Raw genomic sequence first — 21938 nt, forward strand, 5'->3', positions numbered from 1 at the left:
CGACTTGACGGCGGCGCAGCCGCCCCCGGCCGCGTCGGCTCCGGCCTCGACCGCCCCGGCCCCGCCAGCACCGGCCCCGACAGCACCGGCCTCACCCACGCCGGGCAACGCCGCTCCGGCCGCCGCGGCACCGGCCGCCGCCCCGCCGGCGACCGTGCCCGCCCTGCCCCCGGAGAAGGCACCGGATAAGTGACGGTGGCCCGGTTGAAGGTCAGAACCGCCGCCGCCTCCCGCGAGCGCGACGTGCCCCGGCAGGACATCCGCTCCCGTCCGACCCGCCTGAAGGATCAGGCGGCCGAGGCCGCGCGTCCGCCGGCCGCATCGGCGGCCCACGGCGAGCGCGCGATCTCGTCGGCGAGCCGCTACGGCCTCGATGCCTTCGCGTTCTTCGTCGCCAACCTGCAGACCGGGTTCGGGCCGTTCCTGGCGGTCTACTTCTCACAGGCCAAGTGGACCCAGTCCGACATCGGCTTCGCCCTCACGGTCGGCAGCCTCGTGGCGCTCCTCGGCCAGGTGCCGGGCGGCGCCTTCGTCGACGTCGTGCGCTCGAAGCGCTTCGCCGCCGCCGTGGCGGTGATCGGGATCGCCGGCAGCGCCTTCGCGCTGGCGGTCTGGCCGAGCTTCCTGGTCGTGCTGCTGGCGATGGCGCTTCACTCGGCCGCGAGCTGCGTGCTGACGCCGGCCATCGCGGCGATCAGCATCGGCCTGGTCGGGCGCGCCCGGGCCGGCGAGCGCCTCGGCCGCAACGCGAGCTTCGCGGCCCTCGGCAATGCCCTGGGCGCGGCCGGGATGGGCGCGATCGGCTACTACCTGTCCAACGGCGCTGTCTTCTACCTCACCGCGGCACTCGGGATCCCGACGGTGATCGCGCTGGCGCGCATCCGCGCCCAGGACATCGATCCCGGCGTGTTCAAGGAGCCGGCCGCGGCCCAGACGGCGCCAGCCCCGACGGGGCCCGCATCCGGCCAGGACGGCATCCGCGCCCTCCTGACCAACCGCGGCCTGCTCTGCTTCGCGGCCTGCATGGTGCTGTTCTTCCTCGCCAACGCCGCGATGCTGCCCCTCGTCGGCAGCGTCCTGACCCTGCGGGCGAGCGAGACCGCGACCGCGCTGGTCGCCGCCTGCATCATGGTCCCGCAGGCCGTCCTGGCGGTCAGTGCCCCGGCGGTCGGCCGGGCCGCCGAGCGCTTCGGCCGCTACCCGGTCCTGCTGTTCGGCTTCGGCGCGCTGCCGGTCCGCGGCCTGATGCTCGCCTACACGACCAACCCGTACGGCCTCGTCGCCATCCAGGTCCTCGACGGCATCTCGGCGTCGGTGCTCGGCGTGATGGTGCCGCTGATCGTGTCGGACCTCACCCGCGGCACCGGGCGCTTCAACCTCGCCCTCGGCGCGGTCGGGACCGCCATGGGCATCGGCGCCGCCCTCTCGACGTCCCTCGCCGGCATCATGGCCGACCACCTCGGCAGCCACAGCGCCTTCCTGGGCCTCGCGGTCGTCGGCTTCGCGGCCTTCATGCTGGTGGCGCTGATCATGCCGGAGACGCGCCAGACGGAGCGCGCGGCCTGAACGGTCACGGCATCGGATTCGCTTGGGTGTTTCCACGCCGCTCAAGCGGCGTTCAGGTTCTGCGGATAAAAGCGCAACGAAGGTGCGAGCCGGTGAAACATATGGCAACGCTCTCGCGTTGCCGCTGCGGGTCAGACTGCGCCCGCGCTGCACTCCGCCTCAGCCCGTAAGCCAAAGCCGCGCGAATACGGAATGGTCACCGCGATGGAAGAGCTGCACCGATACGCCGACAGGCCCTTCGCCTTCGTCGGGCGGTATCTCCGGCGCCGCTGGCTGCCGCACCTGGTCATCCTGATCTCGGTGCTCGGCGCCGTCGGCTTCTCGGTGTCCACCGACTACGCGCTCAAGGGCGTGGTCGACGCGCTGACGAAGGGCCCCGGCCCGGGCAACACCGTGATCTGGGGGGCGCTGGCGGTCCTGATCGCCTTCATCGCCGCCGACAACATGCTCTGGCGCGTGGCGGCGCTGACCGGCGCCTTCACCTTCGTGGGCATCACGGGCGACATCCGGCGCGACCTGTTCCGGCACCTGACCGGCCACTCCCCGACCTTCTTCTCCGACCGCCAGCCGGGCACCCTGGCGTCGCGGATCACGGCGACCTCGAACGCGATCTTCACGGTCGAGAATATGTTCGTGTTCAACGTGATGCCGCCGACGGTCGCGGCCTTCGGGTCGATCGCCTACATCGCCACCGTCAACCTCACCATGGCGGGCATCCTGGCGGGCGTATTCGCCGCCGTCGTCGTGCTGATGTTCAAGATGGCCGCGGCCGGCAAGCCGTTGCACCACGACTTCGCCGCCAAGGCCGCCTCCGTCGACGGCGAGATGGTCGACCTCGTGGGTAACATGTCGCTCGTGCGCGCCTTCTCGGCGTTCAAGCGGGAGGGGAAGCGCTTCGAGGGGACCATCGCCACCGAGATGCGGGCCCGCCGCTCGTCCCTGCTCTATCTCGAGAAGCTGCGCATCGTGCACGCGGTGCTCACCGTGCTGGCCGTGTTCGGCCTGCTCTACTGGGCGATCCAGATGTGGGAGGCCGGCCAGGCGACGAACGGTCAGGTGGTCCTGGTCTGCACGCTCGGCATCCGCATCCTCGCCGCCACCCGCGACCTCGCGGTGGCGCTGGTCGACGCGACCCAGCACACCGCGCGCCTGTCCGAGGCGCTGCACACCCTGCTTCAGCCCCACGACCTCGTGGACCATCCGGAGGCGCAGCCGCTCAGCGGTCAGGGCGCCAAGATCGAGTTCGAGCACGTCGCGTTCAACTATCCGGACGGGCGGCCCGTCTTCACCGACTTCGATCTCGTCATCGAGCCCGGCCAGCGCGTCGGCCTCGTCGGCAAGTCGGGCGGCGGCAAGTCGACCCTGTTCTCGCTGATCCAGCGTTTCTACGACGTGCAGAGCGGCGCGATCCGCATCAACGGGCAGAACATCGAGCGCGTCACGCAGGAATCCCTGCGCGAGGCGATCACGGTCGTGCCGCAGGACGTCTCGATGTTCCACCGCTCGCTGCGCGAGAACATCCGCTACGGCCGGCCCGAGGCGACCGACGACGAGGTCTGGCAGGCAGCCGAGGCGGCGCACTGCACCGACTTCATCAAGGCCCTGCCGGAGGGTTTCGATACGATCGTGGGCGACCGCGGCGTGAAGCTCTCGGGCGGTCAGCGTCAGCGCATCGCCATCGCCCGGGCGATCCTGAAGAACTCGCCGATCCTGCTGCTCGACGAGGCGACCTCCGCACTGGACGCCGAATCCGAGCAGGCGATCCGCCACGCCCTCGCGAACCTGATGAAGGGCCGGACCGTCATCGCGATCGCGCACCGTCTCTCGACGCTGCAGGATTTCGACCGGATCGTCGTGCTCGACGGCGGCCGCATCGCGCAGGACGGCTCGCCCGACAAGCTGACCCATCTCGACGGCTTCTTCCGGGAGCTCATGAAGAAGGAATCGATGGCGATGGCGCTCGCCGCCGCGTGACGCCTCGACCTCTAGCTCGCGCCCTGTCCTCGCAAGCGGAGCGAAGCGACCCAGGGCAGCGCGACACCGCCGAACGCGGCGCCGCTGGATCGCTTCGCTCCGCTCGCGAGGACGGCGGGGTATGGCTCCGTTCGGTTCCCACGCCCGCCCGGCACTGCTAGATCACCGCTCGGCCGGACCGGACCTTGCATCGCCCGAGACGTCGCGAACCGGCCCGGTTCCGACGCAACGCGACGCCCGAGCCCGACCGTGCCCGACCTTGCCCACGTCATCCGGGAGATCTCCGAGGAGATGGCCCAGCGCCCCGACCGGGGCGCGGTCGCGGACTACATCCCGGAGCTCGCCCGGGTCGATCCCGACCAGTTCGGCTTGGCGGTGATCGACGCCGAGGGGCAGGTCTTCGCCGGCGGCGACAGCGAGACGCCGTTCTCGATCCAGAGCGTGTCGAAGGTGTTCACGCTCACCCTCGCCCTCGGCATGGTCGGCGACCGGCTGTGGAAGCGGGTCGGCCGCGAGCCCTCGGGCAACCCGTTCAACTCCATCGTCCAGCTGGAGCGGGAGCGCGGCGTGCCGCGCAATCCGTTCATCAACGCGGGCGCGATCGCGGTCACCGATGTGATCCTCTCGGGTCACGAGCCCCGCGAGGCGCTGGGCGAGATCCTGCGCTTCATGCAGTTCCTGGCCCAGGATCCCAGCATCGCCATCGATGAGAGGGTGGCGGCCTCGGAGAAGCGCACGGGCTTCCGCAACACCGCGCTCGCCAACTACATGAAATCGTTCGGCGTCCTCGACAATCCGGTCGACTACACGCTCGGCGTCTACTTCCACCACTGCGCCATCGCGATGAACTGCCGGCAGCTTGCGCAGGCCGGCCGGTTCCTGGCGCATAACGGCATCAACCCGTCGACAGGCCACTCGGTCGTGTCGGCGGAGCGCGCGCGCCGCATCAACGCGATCATGCTGACCTGCGGCCACTACGACGGGTCGGGCGAGTTCGCCTACCGGGTCGGCCTGCCGGGCAAGAGCGGGGTTGGCGGCAGCATCCTGGCGATCGCGCCGGGCAAGGCCTCGATCGCCGTCTGGTCGCCCGGCCTCGACGCGGCGGGCAATTCTCACCTCGGCCGCATCGCCCTGGAGCGGCTGACGCAGCGCATGGGCTGGTCCGTCTTCGGCGCCTGACGGCACCCCCGCGCGGCCGGCGTCGCGCCCCCTTGCGCGCTGCCCGCTTCCGCGGCACTGCGCCGGCGGGGCGCCGCGGCGCCGAGACGAGGCTCACCGGCATGGCGACGCGTACGGCAGTCCGGGCTTTCGACGCGGGTCTCGATCCCGGCGCCCTCCTGGCCCGTCTCGACCGGCTCCCGGCGACGCCGACGGTCTGGCGCCTCGTGATGCTGCTCGGGCTCGGCTTCTTCTTCGAGCTCTACGACCTGCTGTTCACCGGCTACGTCGCGCCGGGGCTCGTCAAGGCCGGGATCCTGACGCCGACGACTCCGGGCCTGTTCGGTGCCAGCGGCGTCGCGAGCTTCGTGGCTGCCCTCTTCACAGGCCTGTTCATCGGCACCATCGCCTGCGGCTGGCTCGCCGACCGGTTCGGCCGGCGGGCGATCTTCACGTGGTCGCTCCTGTCCTACACCGCCGCCAACGTGGTGATGGCCTGCCAGAGCGACGCCTTCGGCCTCAATCTCTGGCGCCTGATCGCGGGGATCGGCCTCGGCCTGGAGATGGTGACGATCGGCAGCTACCTCTCCGAGCTGGTGCCGAAGGCGATCCGGGGCCGGGCCTTCGCCCTGTGCCAGGGCATCGGCTTCACCGCCGTGCCGGTCGTGGCGTTCCTGTCCTATCTGCTGATCCCGACGGCCCCCCTCGGCATCGACGGGTGGCGCTGGGTGGTTCTGATCGGCGCCTCCGCGGCGATCGTGGTCTGGTGGATGCGGGCGGGCCTGCCGGAGAGCCCGCGCTGGCTCGTCGAGCGCGGCCGTCTGGCGGAGGCCGAGGCGGTCCTGCGGCGGCTGGAAGCGCGGATCGCGGCCGAGCATGGGCGGCCGCTTCCGGCACCGGCCGCGCCGGAGCCGGTGCAGCCGCGCGGCGCGTTCCGCGACATGTGGGTCCAGCCCTACCGGCGCCGCGCCCTGATGATGGCGGGGTTCAACGTCTTCCAGACGGTGGGCTTCTACGGCTTCGCCAACTGGGTGCCGACACTCCTGGTGGCCCAGGGCATCACGGTGACGTCGAGCCTCGCCTACACGGCGCTGATCGCGCTGGCCGCTCCGGTCGGGCCCCTGATCGGCCTCGCCATCGCCGACCGGTTCGAGCGCAAGCACGTCATCGTGGCCGCCGCCCTCGTCTACATCGGCTGCGGCTTGGCCTTCGCGCAGACGCGGGACGTCACCGTCATCGTGGCGCTCGGCATCGGCCTGACGCTGGCCTCGAACGTGATGTCGTACAGCTTCCACGCCTATCAGGCCGAGCTGTTTCCCACGGGCATCCGGGCACGCGCGGTCGGCTTCGTCTATTCCTGGAGCCGCTTCTCGGCGATCTTCACCGGCTTCGTCATCGCGTTCGTGCTGCGGGAGGCCGGGACGCCGGGCGTGTTCCTGTTCATCTCGGCGGCGATGCTGGCCGCGGGCCTGCTCGTCGGGCTGCTGGGTCCCCGGACGCGGGACGTCGCGCTGGAGAAGATCGCGGGGTGAGGCCCGTGAGGAGCACGGCTCCCGGCAAGCCGAATCCGTGCTAACCTCGGGCATGGTCGCTCAGCCGAGATCCCGGATGACGGTCGACGAGTTTCTCGCCTGGGCCGAGGGGCAGCCGGGGCGCTTCGAGCTGGTCGATGGCGAGGTGTTCGCGATGTCACCGGAGCGGGCCGGACATGCGTTGGTCAAGTTCGCAGCACAGACAGCCCTGAATCGTGCGATCAGAGCCTCCGGTGTCGTCTGTCACATGATGCCCGACGGCATGACGGTCCGCATCGACAGCACGACGACGTTCGAACCGGATGCACTGGTCTATTGTGGGCCCCGGATGGATCTCGATGCCGTCGAAGTGCCGGATCCCGTCATTGTCGTCGAGGTTCAGTCGCCGGGCACACGCGCGGTGGACTCGGGCCTGAAACTGACCCGCTACTTCGGTCTGGAGAGCGTCATCCACTATCTGATCGTGGATCCGGTGAAGCGTCTCGTCATCCATCACCGCCGCGCTCAGGGCGGCCTGATCGAGACCCGCATCGCGACCCGGGAGACGCTGGACCTGACGCCGCCCGGCCTGCGCCTGCCCGTGCCCGAGCTGTTCGCCGACCTCGCGCCCGCCGACGACGGCGCTTGATCCGATCCGAGGCGGATGCCACAGCGGCGCGAACGCGAATCAGGACGCCCGTATGACTGCACCCCTCGATCTCCTCGTGCTCGGCAACGCCATCGTCGACGTGATCGCTCGCACGGACGACGCCTTCCTGTCGGCGCAGGGCGTCACCAAGGGCGCGATGCAACTCATCGACGAGCCGCGGGCCGAGGCGCTGTTCCAGGCGATGGGACCGGCGACGATCGTGTCGGGCGGCTCGGGCGCCAACACCGCGGTCGGCGCGGCGCTCCTCGGGGCAAGGACCGGCTTCGTCGGAAAGGTCCGGAACGACGAGCTCGGCGGCCTGTTCAGCCACGATCTCAAGGCGACCGGCATCGACTTCGCCGTCCCGGCCGCCGCCGAGGGTCCGGCGACCGCCCGGTGCTTCGTGCTCGTGACGCCGGACGGCGAGCGCACGATGAACACCTATCTCGGCGCCTGCCAGGGCCTGTCACCCGACGATGTCGACAAGACGCTCGTGAGCTCGGCCCGCGTCGTCTATCTCGAGGGCTACCTCTGGGATCCGCCGGCCGCCAAGGACGCGTTCCGCAAGGCGGCGCAGCTCGCCCATCAGGCGGGCAACGCCGTCGCCCTCACCCTCTCGGACGCGTTCTGCGTGGGCCGCTACCGCGACGAGTTCCTCGGCCTCGTGCGTGACGGCAGCATCGACATCCTGTTCGCCAACATGGCCGAGCTGCAGAGCCTCTACGAGACCGAGGATCCCGAGGCCGCCGTGGCGGCCCTGCGCGACGAGCGCAACGCCCGCGGCCGCCATCTGCTCGGCCTCGTCACGCGCTCGGCCGACGGCGCCCTGGTGGTTCAGGGCGGCGAGGTCCGGGCCGTCGAGGCGAGCCCGGTCCAGACCGTCGTCGACACGACCGGCGCGGGCGACCTGTTCGCGGCCGGCTTCCTCGCCGGCCACGCCCGCGGCCTCGACAACGTCGCCAGCGCCCGCCTGGGCACGCTCGCGGCGGCCGAGGTCATCCAGCACATCGGCGCCCGCCCGCAGGCGGATCTGGTCGGCCTGGCCAGGGCGCGCGGGCTCCTCTGAGCCGGCGCCGCGGGCGCGGTCGGAGGGTTTCGTCCGCGACCGTCCCGCGCGCTCAGGCGGCGCGGACGGTCGCGAGGAAGCGCGTCACCTCGTCCCTGAGATGCCCGGACCGGAGCGACAGCTCCGAGGCTGCCGTGAGAACCTGATCGGCCGCCGCGCCGGCCCCCTTCGCCGCGTCGGCGACGCCCGCGATGGTGCTGGTGACGTCAGCCGCCCCCTGGGCGGCCTGGGAGACGTTGCGGACGATCTCCTGCGTCGCGGCGCCCTGCTGCTCCACGGCGCTGGCGATCCGCGTCGCCACCGCGCTGAGTTCCTGGACCCGACCGCCGATGCGCCCGATCGCCGAGACGGCGTCGCCGGTGGAAGCCTGGATCCGGGCGACGTGGGCGCCGATCTCGTGGGTTGCCCGCGCGGTCTGGCCGGCCAGCTCCTTCACCTCAGCGGCCACGACGGCGAAGCCGCGGCCGGCGGCGCCCGCCCGGGCCGCTTCGATCGTGGCGTTCAGCGCCAGGAGGTTCGTCTGCTCGGCGATAGTCGAGATCATGCCCACGACGTGCCCGATCTGGACCGCCGCCCCGTTCAGATCCTGAACCAAATGAGCGCTCGCCTCCGCGTCCGCGACCGCCGACTGCGTCAGTGCCGTCGAACCCGCGACCTGGCGGCTGATCTCTTGGACGGAGGCGCCGAGTTCCTCGGCCGCCGCCGCCGCGACGTTGACGTTGCCGACCGCGAGTTCGGCCGCGCTCGCCACCCGGCCCGAGCGATCGGCGGCGTCGGCGGCCGCTTCGTTCATGGTCGAGGCCGTGTCCTGCAGCGCGGCGACGGCGGTCGAGACCGTGCCGATGATGCCGCCGACCGTGCCCTCGAAGGCGTCGGCGATCTCGTGCATGCCGCTCCGCCGCCGCGCCTCGGCCGTGGCGCGGGCCTGCGCGGCGTCGTGCTCGAGCGCCCGCGCCCGGATCAGGCCGTCCTTGAAGACCTGCACGGAGGCGGCCATGACGCCGATCTCGTCCGTCCGCCCGGAGCCGCTGACGGCCACGTCGAGATCGTCGGCCGCGAGCCGGCCCATGATCTCGGCCAGGGATCGGATCGGACGGGCGACCCGGCGCCAGACCCACCAGACCGCCGCGCCGGTCATGATCAATCCGATGACGGAGAGCGCCACGGTGACGGACCACGCCGTCCGGAACGCATCCTCGGAGCGGCGGACCGAGACGTCCATACCCTCGGCAGTGAGGTGGCCCAGATCCGCCAGAGCCTCGAAGGCGGCGACCAGCGGTGCGCGGGCCGGCGCGATGGCGTCGCGGGCCGCGTTCCGGTCGCCGCGTCTCAGCGGGGCGAGGATCGCCTCCCGCGCCACGCGATAGGCCTTCCACCGACCTTCGAACGCGTCCCAGAGCGCGCGCTCCCGGGGGGTGATCATGCCCGCGCGGTAGCTCTGGAAGGCATCCGGGATGGTCCCATCCATCTCGACGAACTCGGCCTCAAGGTCCCGGTTCTCGCCGGCGTCGGTGGCCACCACCTGGCGGATCGTCGTGGTGTGGTACCGCAGCATCAGGAATCGAATCGTGTGAAGCGCGTTGTCCTTGCGTCCCCAGACGTCGCGGGTGTCCACGGCGGCGCCGTTGATGGCCTGTATCTGCATCAAGCCGACGATCGAGCTTGCCAGGAAAAGCAGAAGACCGATGATCGAAGGGAGTATCAGCTTCGATACGACACTTCTTCGAAGATTCATCTCGGGCACCACGGATGACGACTCGACTGCATCGAGGCGCATGAAGATGAATGTCGGACCGATCCGCAACATCTACTTCGGAAACGACCTGCGCCGGAGATCAGCGCGGAGCGCATGGCTCGCCGCCCGCCGTGGCCGTGTGGCGGTTCAGGCGCCGCTTCCCGGGAAGGCGGGCGGCCGCGGCCCGGTCAAGGTCGCAGCAGCACCTTGCCCACGGCGGCACGGCGGGTCAGGAGGCCGAAGGCCTCGGAAAATTGCGCCAGCGGGTAGACTCCGTGAACCTGCGCGGTGAGCTTGCCCTCGGCGACCCAGCCGAGGAGCCGGCGCTGATCGGCCCGGTGCGCCTCGGGCTCCCGATCCAGGAAGGCGCCCCAGTGGACGCCCTGCACGTCGAGTTCCTTCAGGAGCATCAGGTTCAGCGGCAGCCGCGGGATGGCGCCGGCGGCGAAGCCGATCACGAGGAAGCGCCCGCGCCAGCCGAGCGCCCGCAGGGCCGGCTCCGCGTAGGCGTCGCCGACCGCGTCGTAGACGACGTCGATCCCGCCGCCCGAGATCCGGCGCAGCTCGTCCTTGAGCGTTGCCGGGTCGTAGACCACGCCCGCCTCGGCGCCGTGGGCGCGGGCCGCCGCGAGCTTCTCCTCCGAGGAGGCGCAGGCGATCACCCGCGCGCCCATCAGCCGGCCGAGCTCGACGGCGGCGAGGCCGACGCCCCCGGACGCACCGAGGACCGCCAGCCACTCGCCGGGCCGCAGGCGGGCGCGGTTCGCCAGGGCGTGCAGCGAGGTGCCGTAGGTGATGGTCAGCCCGGCCGCCTGCTCGTCCGGCACGGCGTCCGGCACCGGCGTGAGCCGGGCGGCGTCGAGGGCGATCAGCTCCGCGCAGCAGCCGTGCCCGGCATGGACGATCACCCGGTCGCCCACGACCACGCCCGAGGCCCCCTCACCGAGCGCCTCGACCACGCCCACCCCTTCGCCGCCCGGCGAGAACGGGAGGGTCGGCTTCACCTGGTAGCGCCCGGCGGTGATCAGCGTGTCGAAGAAGTTCAGGGCCGCCAGCCGCATCCGTACCAGCGCCTGCCCGGGACCCGGCACCGGGTCGGGGCGTTCGACGATCTCGAGATGCTCCGGCCCGTCGAGCTTCGTGCACAGCAGCGCCCGCATGGCGTCCCTCCTTCCCGGCGTTTCCCGGCCGATCAGGCCCGAACCGGACGTGCGGTCAAGCCGTTCCGATCATCTCGCGGATCCGGGCTCCCAGCACCTCCACCACGAACGGCTTGGTGATGACCTGCATCCCGGCATCGAGGGGCCCGTTGCCGAAGACCGCGCTCTCCGCGTAGCCGGTGACGAACAGGACCTTCAGGCCGGGACGCGTGATCCGGCCGGCCTCGGCCATCTGGCGCCCGTTCATGCCCCCCGGCAATCCGATGTCGGACACCAGCAGGTCGATCCGCACGTCGGACTGCAGCACCTTCAGGCCGGCCGCGCTGTCGGCAGCCTCGATCGCCGTGTAGCCGAGTTCCTCCAGCACCTCGGTGACCAGCATGCGGACGGTCGGCTCGTCGTCGACCACCAGCACGGTCTCCCCCGGCGCGGCCCGCGGCGGCGCGCCGACAGCGGGGTGCGCGTCCTCCTCGGCCACCGGGCCGCGGTGGCGGGGCAGGTACAGGCACACCGTCGTGCCCTTGCCCAGCTCGGAGTGGATCCGCACCTGACCGCCCGATTGCTGCGCGAAGCCGTAGATCATCGACAGGCCGAGGCCGGTGCCCTGCCCCAGGGGCTTCGTGGTGAAGAACGGCTCGAACACCTTGCCGACGATCTCCGGCGGCATGCCGATGCCGGTGTCGGTGACGCACAGCGACAGGTACTGGCCCGGCGGCATGTCGTGGCGCCGGGCGGCGCGCTCGTCGAGCCAGGCATTGGCGGTCTCGATGGTGATCCGGCCGCCCTCCGGCATCGCGTCCCGGGCGTTGATGCACAGGTTGAGGAGCGCGTTCTCGAGCTGCGGCGGATCGACCAGGGCCGGCCACAGGCCGGGGGGCGCCACGACCTCGACCACCACGGCGGGTCCCACGGTGCGGCGGATCAGGTCCTCCATGCCGGCCACCAGCCGGTTCACGTCGGTGGGCTTCGGGTCGAGGGTCTGGCGACGCGAGAAGGCGAGCAGACGGTGGGTCAGCGCCGCGGCCCGCTTCGATGCCCCCTGCGCAGCGTTGATGTAGCGGTCGACGTCCATGACGCGGCCCTGGCCGAGCCGGGTCTGGATCAGCTCCAGCGACCCGGAGATGCCGGCGAGCAGGTTGTTGAAGTCGTGGGCGATGCCGCCGGTCAGCTGACCGACCGCCTCCATCTTCTGCGACTGGCGCAGGGCCTCCTCGGCGGCGGCCAGGGCGTCGGCGCGCTCGCGCTCCGCGGTGAAATCGCGCCCGACCGCGTTGATGAACCCCTCCCCCGGCCGGGCCGCCCAGCTGATCCAGCGATAGCCGCCGTCCCGGTGGCGGTAGCGGTTGTCGAAGCGCGCGAGACTCGACCCCGTGGAGAGCTGGCGCGCGCCCTCGACGGTGCGGTCGAGATCGTCCGGATGGACGAAGGCGATGAGTTTCGTTCCGATCAACTCGTCCGGGCGCCAGCCCAGCACCTCGGTCCAGGCCGGGTTCACCGCGGTGATCGTCCCGTCGTACAGGCAGCGCAGCATCATGTCGGACGAGAGCGTCCACAGGGCGTTGCGGTCGGCCGTGCGCTCCTCGACCTGCTGCGCCAAGGTGGCGTTCAGGTCGCGCAGCTCCGCGAGCGCCGCCTCGAGCCGGCCCTGGCTCTCCTTGAGGGCGGCGTCTGCCAGGACCCGGCCGGTGGTCTCGTTGGTGAGGATGAACAGGCCGGCGACCCGGCCCTCGGCATCGAGCACCCGCGAGTACGAGAAGGTCCACCACGTCTCGCGCGCGCCCCGATCGGTGTCGAGCTTCCACGGCAGGTCGACGAAGCGTTCCGGACGGCCCGCCATCGCGGCGTCGATGATCGGATTGGCCTGATCCCAGGCATCCGCCCAGACCACGTCGAACCGCTCGCCCATCGCCCAGGGCAACCGCGGACCCAGGAGCGGAAAATAGGTGTCGTTGAAGAAGAAGTGGAGGTCGGGCCCCCAGGCCAGGATCATCGATTCCGGCGAGTTGAGGACGAGCGACAGGGCCGCGCGGAACTCCGCCGGCCACGTCTCCGGAGACCCCAGAGGATGGCCGGACCAGTCGCGCGCGCGGATCATCCGCGCGGCCTCGCCGCCGCCGGAGAGGAAGGAGAGGGGGTCGGTCACGGGCTCTGAGCAGTGCAGGTCATGGGCGTACGGCGTATGACCGTCTTCGGCGACATCTCCAAGATGCCCGGACGCGGCTCAACGACGTCGTTTCGGAGCGCCGCCGGCTTCGCCTCGATCCGACCCGACCCGACCCGTCAATGCGCCTCCTGCCAGTTGCCCGCCGCGTTGGCCTCGACCACGAGCGGCACCTTCAGCGTCAGGGCCGGCGCCGGCGCCTCCTCCATGACGCCGCGGATGATCGGGATCGTCCGCTCCACCTCGTCCTCGGCCGCCTCGAAAACGAGTTCGTCGTGCACCTGCAGCAGCATGCGGGCGTTCAGCTTCTTGGCGGCGAGCGCCGCCTCCATCCGCGTCATGGCCCGGCGGATGATGTCGGCGGCCGAGCCCTGGATCGGCGCGTTGATCGCCTGCCGCTCGACGCTGGCCCGCTCGGAGGGGTTGTTGGAGCGGATCTGCGGGTAGTGGCACACCCGGCCGAACAGGGTGGTGACGTAGCCCTTGTCGCGGCAGCTCTTCTTGGTGGTCTCGATGTAGTCCCGGATGCCCGGGAACTGCTCGAAATACTGCTTGATGAACGCCGAGGCCTCCTCGCGGCCGATGCCGAGCCGGTCGGCGAGGCCGAAGGCCGAGATGCCGTAGATGATGCCGAAGTTGATCGTCTTCGCCCGGCGCCGCAGGTCGGGGGTCATCTCCTTGAGCGGCACGCCGAACATCGCCGAGGCGGTCGCCGCGTGGATGTCGATCCCGTCCTCGAACGCCTTCCGGAGTTCCGGAATGTCGGCCATGTGGGCGAGCAGCCGCAGCTCGATCTGCGAGTAGTCGGCCGAGATCAGCCGGTTGCCGGGCGCCGCCACGAAGGCGCGGCGGATGCGCCGCCCCTCCTCGGTGCGGATCGGGATGTTCTGCAGGTTCGGCTCGGAGGAGGACAGCCGCCCCGTGGTGGTGGCCGCCAGCGAGAACGAGGTGTGGACCCGCGCCGTCTCGCGGTCGGCGTGGGCCTGGAGCGCGTCCGTGTAGGTGGATTTCAGCTTCGACAGCTGCCGCCATTCCAGGATCTTCTTGGGGAGTTCGTGGCCCGCCTGGGCGAGTTCCTCCAGCAACGTGGCCGGCGTGGCCCACTGGCCCGACGGCGTCTTCTTGGCCCCCGGCAGACCCATCTTCCCGAACAGGATGTCGCCGATCTGCTTCGGCGAGCCGACCGAGAACTTCTCGCCGGCATCCTCCTGGATCTCCTCCTCCAGGCGGACGAGGATCTGCGAGAAATCCCCCGACAGGCGGCTCAGCATCTCGCGGTCGACGCGGATGCCGCGCTGCTCCATCCGGGCGATCACCGGCAGCAGGGGCCGCTCCAGAGTCTCGTAGACGGCGACGCGGTGCTCGGCCACGAGGCGCGGCTTCATCATCCGCCACAGGCGCAGGGTCACGTCCGCGTCCTCGGCCGCGTAGGCGGTGGCCTTGTCGATCGCGACGCGGTCGAACGTCACCTTGTTGCGGCCGGTGCCGGCCACGTCGGCGAAGGTGATCGGCTGGTGGCCGAGGTGCCGGCGGGCCAGCTCGTCCATGCCGTGGCCGCCCTTGCCGGCGTCGAGCACGTACGAGATCAGCATCGTGTCGTCGAACGGCGCGACCTCGATGCCGCAGCGGGCGAGCACCACCCAATCGTACTTGAGGTTCTGGCCGACCTTCAGGACCCCCGGGTTCTCGAGGAGCGGCTTCAGCCGGGCGACGGCCTCCTTCAGGGGGATCTGGCCCGGCACCGGCTCGACCACGTCGGACGGCGCGGCGCCCTCGCCGAACAGGTCGGTGGCGTCGGCCTGCACCTTGGCGGCCTGAACGTGGGCCAGCGGGATGTAGCAGGCCCGGCCGGTGGCGACCGCCAGCGAGACGCCGACGAGGCCGGCCCTGTGGGCATCGAGCGAGTCGGTCTCGGTGTCGACCGCGATCACGCCGGCCTCCTGGCCTTCCGCGATCCAGGCGTCGAGCTGCTCCAGGGACGAGACCGTCTCGTAGGCGGCGGTGTCGAACGGCGCCACGGATTCCGCGGCCCGGGCCGCCACCACGTTGCCGGGTGTCGCCTCGACGGGCGCCCGGGGCTTGGCGGGGGCGTCCGGCAGGTCGAGATCGGCGAAGGGATCGATCTCGCCGCCCTCCGGCGGGGCGGCGCCCGGCGGGCACTCGGCCCCGGCGGCCGCGATCTCGGGATCCGGCGGCACGGAATCGCCGAAGAACGGCACCGCGTCGCTGCCGCCGGCGGCGTTGCCGTAGCCGTGCGGCCGGGCGCCCGGCAGGAGCCGCGGGTCGGGCTTCACCGCCTCGGGATCGACGTGCAGCATCTGGGCGATGCGGCGGGTCAGCGTGTTGAACTCCATCGCCTTCAGGAAGCCGACGAGCTTTTCCGGATCGGGCTTCGGCACGCCGAGTTCGTCGAGCGCTACCGGAACCGGCACGTCCTCCATCAGCGCCACGAGCTTGCGCGAGAGCTTGGCCTGGTCGACGTTCGCCAGCAGGGTCTCCCGGCGCTTAGGCTGCTTGATCTCGCCCGCCCGCTCCAGCAGCGCCTCCAGGCTGCCGAACTCCTTGATCAGCGCCGCCGCGGTCTTCAGGCCGATGCCGGGGACGCCGGGCACGTTGTCGGAGGTGTCGCCGATCAGCGCCAGCGCGTCGCCGATCTGGTTGGGCTGCAGCCCCTCCCACTTGGCGATGATTGCCTCGACATCGAGGTTGCGCTCGGGCCGGTAGCCGGGCTTGCCCTTGGCGCCCGACTCGAAATCGTAGAACCGCACCTGCGGCCCGACGAGCTGCATCAGGTCCTTGTCGGACGAGACGATGATGACGCCCGCGCCCCGGGCCTCGGCCTGGCGGGTGTAGGTGGCGATGAGATCGTCGGCCTCGTAGCGCTCCAGTTCCACCGCGTGCAGGCCGAAGGCGCGCACCGCGTCGCGCATCAGCGGCATCTGGCGCTTGAGGTCGTCGGGGGCGTCAGGGCGGTGGCCCTTGTAGTCCGGGAACATCTCCTTGCGGAACGAGCCCTCGGACTTGTCGAAGACGATGCCGAGATGGGTCGGCATCGTGCCGGCGGCGCCGTCCTGCAGGAACTGCGCGATCTTGGTGCAGAACAGCCGCACGGCGCCGGTGGGCATCCCGTCGGAGGGCCGGGAGTTGTACTTCTGGTCCTGGTTGATCGACTGGAAATAGGCTCGGAAGATGAAGGACGAGCCGTCGACCAGGATCACCTGATCGCCGGGGCCGACGGGTTTGGTCTCGGGGCTCGCGTCGGGCTTCGCGTCGGTCATGGGCTCAGGCGGCTCGGGGCGATCATGGGTCGGGCGCGCGGTCCAGCTCGGCGCGGCAGGCCGCGACGCGGACGGGCAACTCGTGGTGGACGGTGAGCCAGACGATGTCCAGCGTCACGCGATTGTAGCTGTGGCGATAGACGTTGCCCGCATCCGAGATCTGTCGCCACGGCACGGCGGGATACCGGGCCTTCGTCTCGGCGCTCAATCGGCGGCTCGCCTGCTAAACGATCTCCAGGCAGCGGACGACCGCGAATTGGGTGCGCTCGTCCGCCTCGAAGGTCTCAAGTGTGAACCCGGCCACGAAGCGAGTGGCGCGCTCCGCGCTGGCGATGATGTCGGCGCAGGCGGTGCGCTCGCGCTCAGAAGGCGAAAACGGCATCGCGCTCTGCATGCGTGCGGACCCGCGCCTTTGGCGTCGCCCGATTCGCCACATCGACCCGGATTGGAAAGAGATCATCGATGAAGTGGCGGAGTCCGACATAGCCATAGACACCGCCGACAACGGGCGCATCGATCTCAATCATCACATCGAGATCGCTGTCGGCCTCCGCTTCGCCCCGGGCGACCGAGCCGAACAGGGCGGCGTGCAGGACCCCGCGGCGGCGCAGCTCCGCCTCGTTGGCGCGCAGGATGTCGAGGGCGGCGAGCTTGGCCATGGTGCTGGAACCGCAGGGAACCGGCGTCCGTCAGCATAGCAGAACCGCGCGACGCGGAGGATCACGCCGCGAGTTCGCGCCCCAGCGCCTCCACCCGGCGCAGGTCGTGCACGAAGGCCGCGTAGGCCTCCTCCTTCGCCTCGTCGGGCAGGCGCAGCAGGTAGGACGGGTGGACCGTGATGAAGCCCTGGAAGCGGTTGTCGTGCCGCTCGAAGCGGAACGGGCCGCGCGCCCGGGTGATCGGCACAGCCTTGCCGGTCAGCGCCAGCACCGCAGTCGCGCCGAGGGCGACGACAAGCTTCGGGGCCACGAATTCCAGTTCCCGATCGAGCCACCAGCGATAGTGGCTGACCTCGCCGGCCGTCGGCTTCTGGTGGATGCGACGCTTGCCGCGCTCCTCGAACTTGAAGTGCTTGACCGCATTCGTGAGGTAGCTCGCCCCCCGGTCGATCCCGGCTTCCGCCATGGCGCGGGAGAGCAGCTGCCCCGCCGGCCCCACGAAGGGCCGGCCCTGGCGGTCCTCCTGGTCGCCGGGCTGCTCGCCGACGAAGGCGACCGTGGCGCCAACCGGCCCCTCACCGAGCACGGCCTGGGTCGCCCCCGGCACCAGCGGCTCGGTCCGGCGGATGATCGCGTTCAGCGCCTCCAGGGACTTGGGGTCCTGGTCGGCCATGGCGGCGACAGCGCGGGCGGGTTCGCGGCGTGTGGGCACGGTCGGCTCCCTCTCGATCATGGCCTCGGTGCGCCCGGCCGCCGCCCGGACCAGGGCGGGGATCGCGGCGGTCTCGGGCATGTTGTGCCAGTACTTCTTGGGCATCTCCGCCCGCATCGCCTTGAGGTTGGTGCGGGCCGGGTTGAACGTGCTCTCGTAGTAGGTCTGCCAGCCGGCCTCGAAGCCGTCGCCCTCCGGCAGCTGCGCGCGGTCGCCCGGCGGACCGAAGGTCAGGGTCTCGGTATCCCAATGGGCCGAGCCTTCGGGCGTCAGGATCGACCAGCGCATCCCGCGGAAGCGGTTGACGAAGAACGGCGCCGCCGCCTCGAGGATGTGGTGATCCGGCTCGAACCACGCGACGTAGTGCTCGAGGACCGGCCCCTCCGCCCGCCTGAAGCGCAGGAAGGCGTGCATCTTGTGGAGGTCGCGCCCGATCGCCTTCGCCATCCGGTGGAGTCGGTGGACCAGCGGATCGCTGCCGACCTCCATCAGGTGCCGCTCGCCGCGGCAGACCCGCCAGATCAGGGCGTAGAGAAGACCGTAGCGCTCCGGATCGCGGTGGGGGATCACCTGCGGGATCAGGCCGGCGACGGCCCTGGGCAGGACGAGCGGCGTCCCGACGGCCTGCTCCGCGTCGCGGCCGAACAGGCCGGGGGCGTCCGTCACCGACCACGACACGGCTTCGGGCGCGACGCCCCGCGCGACGAGGCTCCGGGCGGCTTTCCGGAAACCGTCGAGATCGGCGCCGGGGCGCAGCGCGACGGCGCGCGGCGCGCGCGGATCCCCGCCGTCCTCGGGACATGAGGGACACGGCGCGTGACCGGCGCCCATCAGAACAGGCTCAGCTGCGCCGCGGGCTCGACCAGCCGCGCCCGCAGGTCGAGCCGGTCCGTCAGCCCGACCGGCCGATGGTCGGCGGCGACGAGGAACGGCCGCGCCCGCTTCAGGCCGGAGGTGAGCCGGGCGACGTCGTCGAGGCGCAGGGTCGCGTGGCGGCGCGCCCGGATGATCTTGTCGACCGCCCGCGCCCCGAGTCCCGGAACCCGCAGCAGCCATTCCCGGTCGGCGCGGTTCACGTCCACGGGGAACTTGTCCCGGTGCTTCAGCGCCCAGGCGAGCTTCGGGTCGATGTCGAGGGCGAGCATCCCGCCCTCGGAGGCGTCGGCCACCTCGTCGGGGGTGAACGCGTAGTACCGGAGCAGCCAGTCGGCCTGGTAGAGCCGGTGCTCGCGCTGGAGCGGCGGCGGCTTCGGCGGCAGGATCGCCGACCCGTCGGGGATCGGGCTGTAGGCGGAGTAGTAGACCCGCTTCAGGCCGACGCTGCCGTAGAGGAGCGCGCTCTTGCGGATCAGCGCCTCGTCGGTGGTGGCATCCGCCCCGACGATCACCTGCGTCGAGTGGCCGGCCGGCGAGAAGCGGCGCCTCTCGGCCTTGGCCTGCACGATGCGCTCGCCGATCTGCGCCATGGCGCCCTGGATCGCGGCGCCGTCCTTCTCCGGCGCCAGCCGCTCCAGGCTCGCCTCGGTCGGCAGCTCGACGTTGATCGAGAGCCGGTCGGCGTAGAGGCCCGCCTCCTCGATCAGCCAGGGGCTCGCCTCCGGGATCGACTTGAGATGGATGTAGCCGGCGAAGCCGTGGTCGCGCCGGAGCGACTTCGCCACGCGGGTCAGCAGCTCCATCGTGTGGTCGGGCGACTTGATGATGCCCGAGGAGAGGAACAGGCCCTCGATGTAGTTGCGCCGGTAGAAGTTCAGGGTGAGGGTCACGACCTCCTCCACGGTGAACTTCGCCCGCCGCACGTTCGAGGAGCGCCGGTTCACGCAGTAGGCGCAGTCGAACAGGCACCAGTTGGTCAGAAGGATCTTGAGGAGCGAGACGCACCGCCCGTCCGGCGTGTAGGCGTGGCAGATCCCGGCGCCGGTGGTCGACCCCAGCCCGTCCTTGCCGGCCGCCCGCTTCGGCGCCGCCGAGGAGGCGCAGGAGGCGTCGTACTTGGCGGCGTCCGCGAGGATGCGCAGCTTCTTGGCCAGGGTCTCGTCCATCGAACAGACAATGAACAACCCGGCCGAAGGTGCAAGGCCGGCGCGGCGTTCACCCCGGGCCGCGATGCCGCACCCGTCACGCCGGGGCGTCGGGCTCGTCGGATTCGTCGGGCTCCCGGTCGACGACCCGGCGGGCGAGGCCGTAGGCGAAGCCGGCCCGGGCCAGGGCGGCGAGGTCCCGGTCGCGGTGCGCCGCCCGCTGATCCGGGCGGCGATACGGCCCGAGGCGACGCCGCCTGGCGTAGGCCTGCGCGGCCCGCTCCTCGATCGCCTCCGCCTCGCCCTCCGGCAGGGCGTCGCGCTCCGCCAGCATGGCGGCCTCCACGACGTCGCGGGCAAGGCCCTTGGCGGCGAGCTTGGCCGAGACGCCGCGGGTCGACGTGCCGCGGCGGCGCAGGGTGGCGAGACGGGTATCGGCGAAGCGCGCGTCGTCCACGAGGCCGGCCGACACCGCCCGCGCGACGGTCGCCGTCACGAGGTCGGCGAAGCGCTCGGGATCCTCGCCCCGGGCCCGAGCCCGCTTCTGGACGCGGCGCGCGAGCGTCCGGCGCAGCATCTCGGTCGAGGCGCTGTAGCGCTCCAGATAGTGGAGCGCCGCCCGCTCCAGCCACGCGGGGCTCACGGGGCCGGGCGGCTTGACCGCCCGGTCGCGACCTTCTGGCGCGGATCCTGCAACGAATGGAGATTTCACCGGTTCTTCACGATCTCGACAGGTTTGCGTTCCATGACTCGGGTATGGAACGCGCGCAACGCGACAGGCTCGGCCATGGCCCGAACCACCGTTCTTCGCCCGGCAACGCGCAGGGCCGATGGCGCCGGCGGTTGCACGGCGCGGCGGCCGTTCTGATGCGGCGCGAGTGGCTCCTGGTCCTCGTGGCCTTGGGGCTCGCCGCGGCCGCGGCCGCGATCGTCTACCTGTCGCGCCCGAACACCCTCACGGTGGCGGTCGGCCCGCAGGACGGGCCCGAGGCCGCGCTGATCGAGGCGTATGCCGGCGCCCTCGACCGGGCGCGCGAGGATGTCCGGCTCAAGGTCGTGCGCTACGGCGACGTGCGCGACAGCGCCCTGGCGCTCCAGCGGAACAAGGCCGACCTCGCGGTGGTGCGGCCGGACGTGTTCCTGCCCGAGAACGGGCTGACCCTGGCGATCCTCCACGACGAGGCCCTGGTCATCGCGGCGCCCGAGGCGGCCGATCTCGACGACGTGCCGGCCCTGGCGCGCAAGCGGCTCGGTATCGTCGTCCGCCACAGCGCCGACCTGTCGTTCCTGACGAATCTGCTCTCCTTCTACGACCTCGTGCCGGACAGCGCGGGCGAGGACGCGGCGGAGGCCGGCCACGTCGCCGAGGCGGAGCCCGGCCACGTGGTCGTGGTGCCCCTGAAGGTCGGCGATGTCACGGCCGCGCTCACCGAGAAGCGCGTCGACGCCGTGGCGGTGATCGCGAGCCCGGCCTCCAAGCCGGCCGCCGCGGTGGTCCGCGCCGTCGAGCTGGGCTCGCCGGACCGCAAGATCGGCTTCGTCTCGATCCCGGACGGCGACGCGATCCTGCAGCGCTTCCCGGAGCTGCAGGCGGTGACGATCCCGGCCGGCACCTTCGGCGGCCGACCGAAGCGGCCCGACGAGGAGGTCAAGACCGTCGGCGCCTCCTACCGCCTGATGGCCCGCGGCACGGTGAGCCGCGTCGCGGTCGCCTCGGCGACGCAGCACCTGTTCGAGTGGCGCTCGCGCCTCGCCTCGACCGCGCCGGTGGCCAAGCTGATGAAGGCGCCGGACTTCGACACGACGGTGGCGGCGACCTCGGCGCGCCTGCCGAACCACCCCGGCGCCGTCGACTATTTCGAGCGTGAGCAGCAGACCTTCCTCGACCGCTACGAGGACTACATCTACCTGTTCGCCTTCTTCGGCGGCACGATCGGCTCCGGCTTCGCGTGGCTCGGCCAGCGCCTCGCCCGCAAGCGCCGGGAGCGCGTGGATTTCGTCCTCGACCGGCTGCTCGACATCATGCGCGAGGTGCGTGCGGCGACCAGCGCCGCCGAACTCGACGCGATCGCGATCGAGACCGACGGGCTGGTGGCGGACGTCGTCTGCTACGCCCGCGAGCGCAGCATCGACGCGCGGACCGTCAGCGCCCTGATCCTGGCGGTCGACGGCGTGCACGCGGCGATCGCCGACGCGCGTCGGCAGACGAGCGAGACCGCGCCCCGGGCGGCGACCCGCAACCGCACGGCGCGGCTGCTCGCCCTCGACCTGCCGGCCGCGGAATAGCG

At 71.4% G+C, this 21938-nt stretch carries 17 protein-coding genes; 7 read left to right on the top strand and 10 right to left on the bottom strand.

The genetic code is table 11. The features are described from left to right. Positions 1–189: 189 nt before the first annotated feature. The 6 genes from ACLBXO_RS03640 (at position 190) to ACLBXO_RS03665 (ending at position 7924) form a co-directional block, all read left to right on the top strand. The gene (locus ACLBXO_RS03640; RefSeq protein WP_331316904.1) at positions 190–1566 is read left to right on the top strand and encodes an MFS transporter; all 1377 of its coding nucleotides are present in this window, start codon (positions 190–192) and stop codon (positions 1564–1566) included. 204 nt (positions 1567–1770) lie between these two features. Next, complete coding sequence (locus tag ACLBXO_RS03645; RefSeq protein ID WP_447684541.1) at positions 1771–3540, top strand: ABC transporter ATP-binding protein; 1770 nt, start codon at positions 1771–1773, stop codon at positions 3538–3540. Positions 3541–3789: 249 nt separating this feature from the next. Continuing rightward, entirely contained in the window at positions 3790–4719 is a 930-nt protein-coding gene (locus ACLBXO_RS03650; RefSeq protein WP_331316902.1) for a glutaminase, read from the top strand. A gap of 101 nt (positions 4720–4820) precedes the next feature. Beyond that, positions 4821–6230, top strand: a complete 1410-nt coding sequence (locus ACLBXO_RS03655; protein ID WP_331316900.1) for an MFS transporter — start codon at positions 4821–4823, stop codon at positions 6228–6230. Between the two features lie 76 nt (positions 6231–6306). After that, a complete protein-coding gene (locus tag ACLBXO_RS03660; protein WP_447681691.1) occupies positions 6307–6858 on the top strand; it encodes a Uma2 family endonuclease in 552 nt (183 codons plus the stop codon). Between the two features lie 52 nt (positions 6859–6910). Continuing rightward, positions 6911–7924 carry an adenosine kinase gene (locus ACLBXO_RS03665; protein ID WP_331316898.1) on the top strand — a complete coding sequence of 338 codons (1014 nt, stop codon included), beginning with the start codon at positions 6911–6913 and terminating at the stop codon, positions 7922–7924. 52 nt (positions 7925–7976) lie between these two features. Here ACLBXO_RS03665 and ACLBXO_RS03670 read toward each other — a convergent pair whose 3' ends face one another. The 10 genes from ACLBXO_RS03670 to ACLBXO_RS03715 form a co-directional block, all read right to left on the bottom strand. Further along, positions 7977–9659, bottom strand: a complete 1683-nt coding sequence (locus ACLBXO_RS03670) for a methyl-accepting chemotaxis protein (RefSeq protein ID WP_331318588.1) — start codon at positions 9657–9659, stop codon at positions 7977–7979. 188 nt (positions 9660–9847) lie between these two features. Continuing rightward, a complete protein-coding gene (locus tag ACLBXO_RS03675; RefSeq protein ID WP_331316897.1) occupies positions 9848–10819 on the bottom strand; it encodes an NADPH:quinone oxidoreductase family protein in 972 nt (323 codons plus the stop codon). 55 nt (positions 10820–10874) lie between these two features. Next, the gene (locus tag ACLBXO_RS03680) at positions 10875–12962 is read right to left on the bottom strand and encodes an ATP-binding protein (RefSeq protein WP_447684542.1); all 2088 of its coding nucleotides are present in this window, start codon (positions 12960–12962) and stop codon (positions 10875–10877) included. 137 nt (positions 12963–13099) lie between these two features. Continuing rightward, complete coding sequence (gene polA / locus ACLBXO_RS03685; protein WP_447684543.1) at positions 13100–16258, bottom strand: DNA polymerase I; 3159 nt, start codon at positions 16256–16258, stop codon at positions 13100–13102. A gap of 22 nt (positions 16259–16280) precedes the next feature. Beyond that, on the bottom strand, positions 16281–16466 hold the full coding sequence (locus ACLBXO_RS03690) for a HepT-like ribonuclease domain-containing protein (RefSeq protein WP_447684544.1): 186 nt from the start codon (positions 16464–16466) through the stop codon (positions 16281–16283). Positions 16467–16481: 15 nt separating this feature from the next. Continuing rightward, positions 16482–16640: a hypothetical protein gene (locus ACLBXO_RS03695; protein ID WP_447684545.1), complete on the bottom strand. Its 159-nt coding sequence runs from the start codon at positions 16638–16640 to the stop codon at positions 16482–16484. After that, positions 16621–16917 (bottom strand): nucleotidyltransferase family protein, encoded by a 297-nt coding sequence (locus ACLBXO_RS03700; protein ID WP_447684546.1) that lies wholly within the window; start codon positions 16915–16917, stop codon positions 16621–16623. The genes ACLBXO_RS03695 and ACLBXO_RS03700 overlap by 20 nt, the downstream gene beginning before the upstream one ends. Positions 16918–16978: 61 nt before the next feature. Further along, the gene (locus ACLBXO_RS03705; RefSeq protein WP_447684547.1) at positions 16979–18460 is read right to left on the bottom strand and encodes a UdgX family uracil-DNA binding protein; all 1482 of its coding nucleotides are present in this window, start codon (positions 18458–18460) and stop codon (positions 16979–16981) included. Beyond that, a complete protein-coding gene (locus tag ACLBXO_RS03710) occupies positions 18460–19671 on the bottom strand; it encodes a putative DNA modification/repair radical SAM protein (protein ID WP_331316889.1) in 1212 nt (403 codons plus the stop codon). Before ACLBXO_RS03710 ends, ACLBXO_RS03705 begins: the two co-directional genes overlap by 1 nt. A 76-nt stretch (positions 19672–19747) precedes the next feature. Next, positions 19748–20293: a RecX family transcriptional regulator gene (locus ACLBXO_RS03715; RefSeq protein WP_447684548.1), complete on the bottom strand. Its 546-nt coding sequence runs from the start codon at positions 20291–20293 to the stop codon at positions 19748–19750. Between the two features lie 224 nt (positions 20294–20517). Between ACLBXO_RS03715 and ACLBXO_RS03720 the strand changes: the two genes are divergently transcribed. Continuing rightward, the gene (locus ACLBXO_RS03720; protein WP_331318585.1) at positions 20518–21936 is read left to right on the top strand and encodes a TAXI family TRAP transporter solute-binding subunit; all 1419 of its coding nucleotides are present in this window, start codon (positions 20518–20520) and stop codon (positions 21934–21936) included. Positions 21937–21938 lie beyond the last annotated feature (2 nt).

The organism is Methylobacterium sp. C33D, from assembly GCF_053345825.1.

Bases quoted from the DNA above. Each gene is read 5' to 3' on its own strand.
- ACLBXO_RS03720 (WP_331318585.1), top strand. From the start codon at position 20,518: ATGCGGCGCGAGTGGCTCCTGGTCCTCGTGGCCTTGGGGCTCGCCGCG.
- ACLBXO_RS03705 (WP_447684547.1), bottom strand. From the start codon at position 18,460: ATGGGCGCCGGTCACGCGCCGTGTCCCTCATGTCCCGAGGACGGCGGG.
- ACLBXO_RS03710 (WP_331316889.1), bottom strand. From the start codon at position 19,671: ATGGACGAGACCCTGGCCAAGAAGCTGCGCATCCTCGCGGACGCCGCC.
- ACLBXO_RS03655 (WP_331316900.1), top strand. From the start codon at position 4,821: ATGGCGACGCGTACGGCAGTCCGGGCTTTCGACGCGGGTCTCGATCCC.
- ACLBXO_RS03675 (WP_331316897.1), bottom strand. From the start codon at position 10,819: ATGCGGGCGCTGCTGTGCACGAAGCTCGACGGGCCGGAGCATCTCGAG.
- ACLBXO_RS03700 (WP_447684546.1), bottom strand. From the start codon at position 16,917: ATGGCCAAGCTCGCCGCCCTCGACATCCTGCGCGCCAACGAGGCGGAG.
- ACLBXO_RS03645 (WP_447684541.1), top strand. From the start codon at position 1,771: ATGGAAGAGCTGCACCGATACGCCGACAGGCCCTTCGCCTTCGTCGGG.
- ACLBXO_RS03695 (WP_447684545.1), bottom strand. From the start codon at position 16,640: ATGCCGTTTTCGCCTTCTGAGCGCGAGCGCACCGCCTGCGCCGACATC.
- ACLBXO_RS03660 (WP_447681691.1), top strand. From the start codon at position 6,307: ATGACGGTCGACGAGTTTCTCGCCTGGGCCGAGGGGCAGCCGGGGCGC.
- ACLBXO_RS03670 (WP_331318588.1), bottom strand. From the start codon at position 9,659: ATGAATCTTCGAAGAAGTGTCGTATCGAAGCTGATACTCCCTTCGATC.
- ACLBXO_RS03665 (WP_331316898.1), top strand. From the start codon at position 6,911: ATGACTGCACCCCTCGATCTCCTCGTGCTCGGCAACGCCATCGTCGAC.
- polA (WP_447684543.1), bottom strand. From the start codon at position 16,258: ATGACCGACGCGAAGCCCGACGCGAGCCCCGAGACCAAACCCGTCGGC.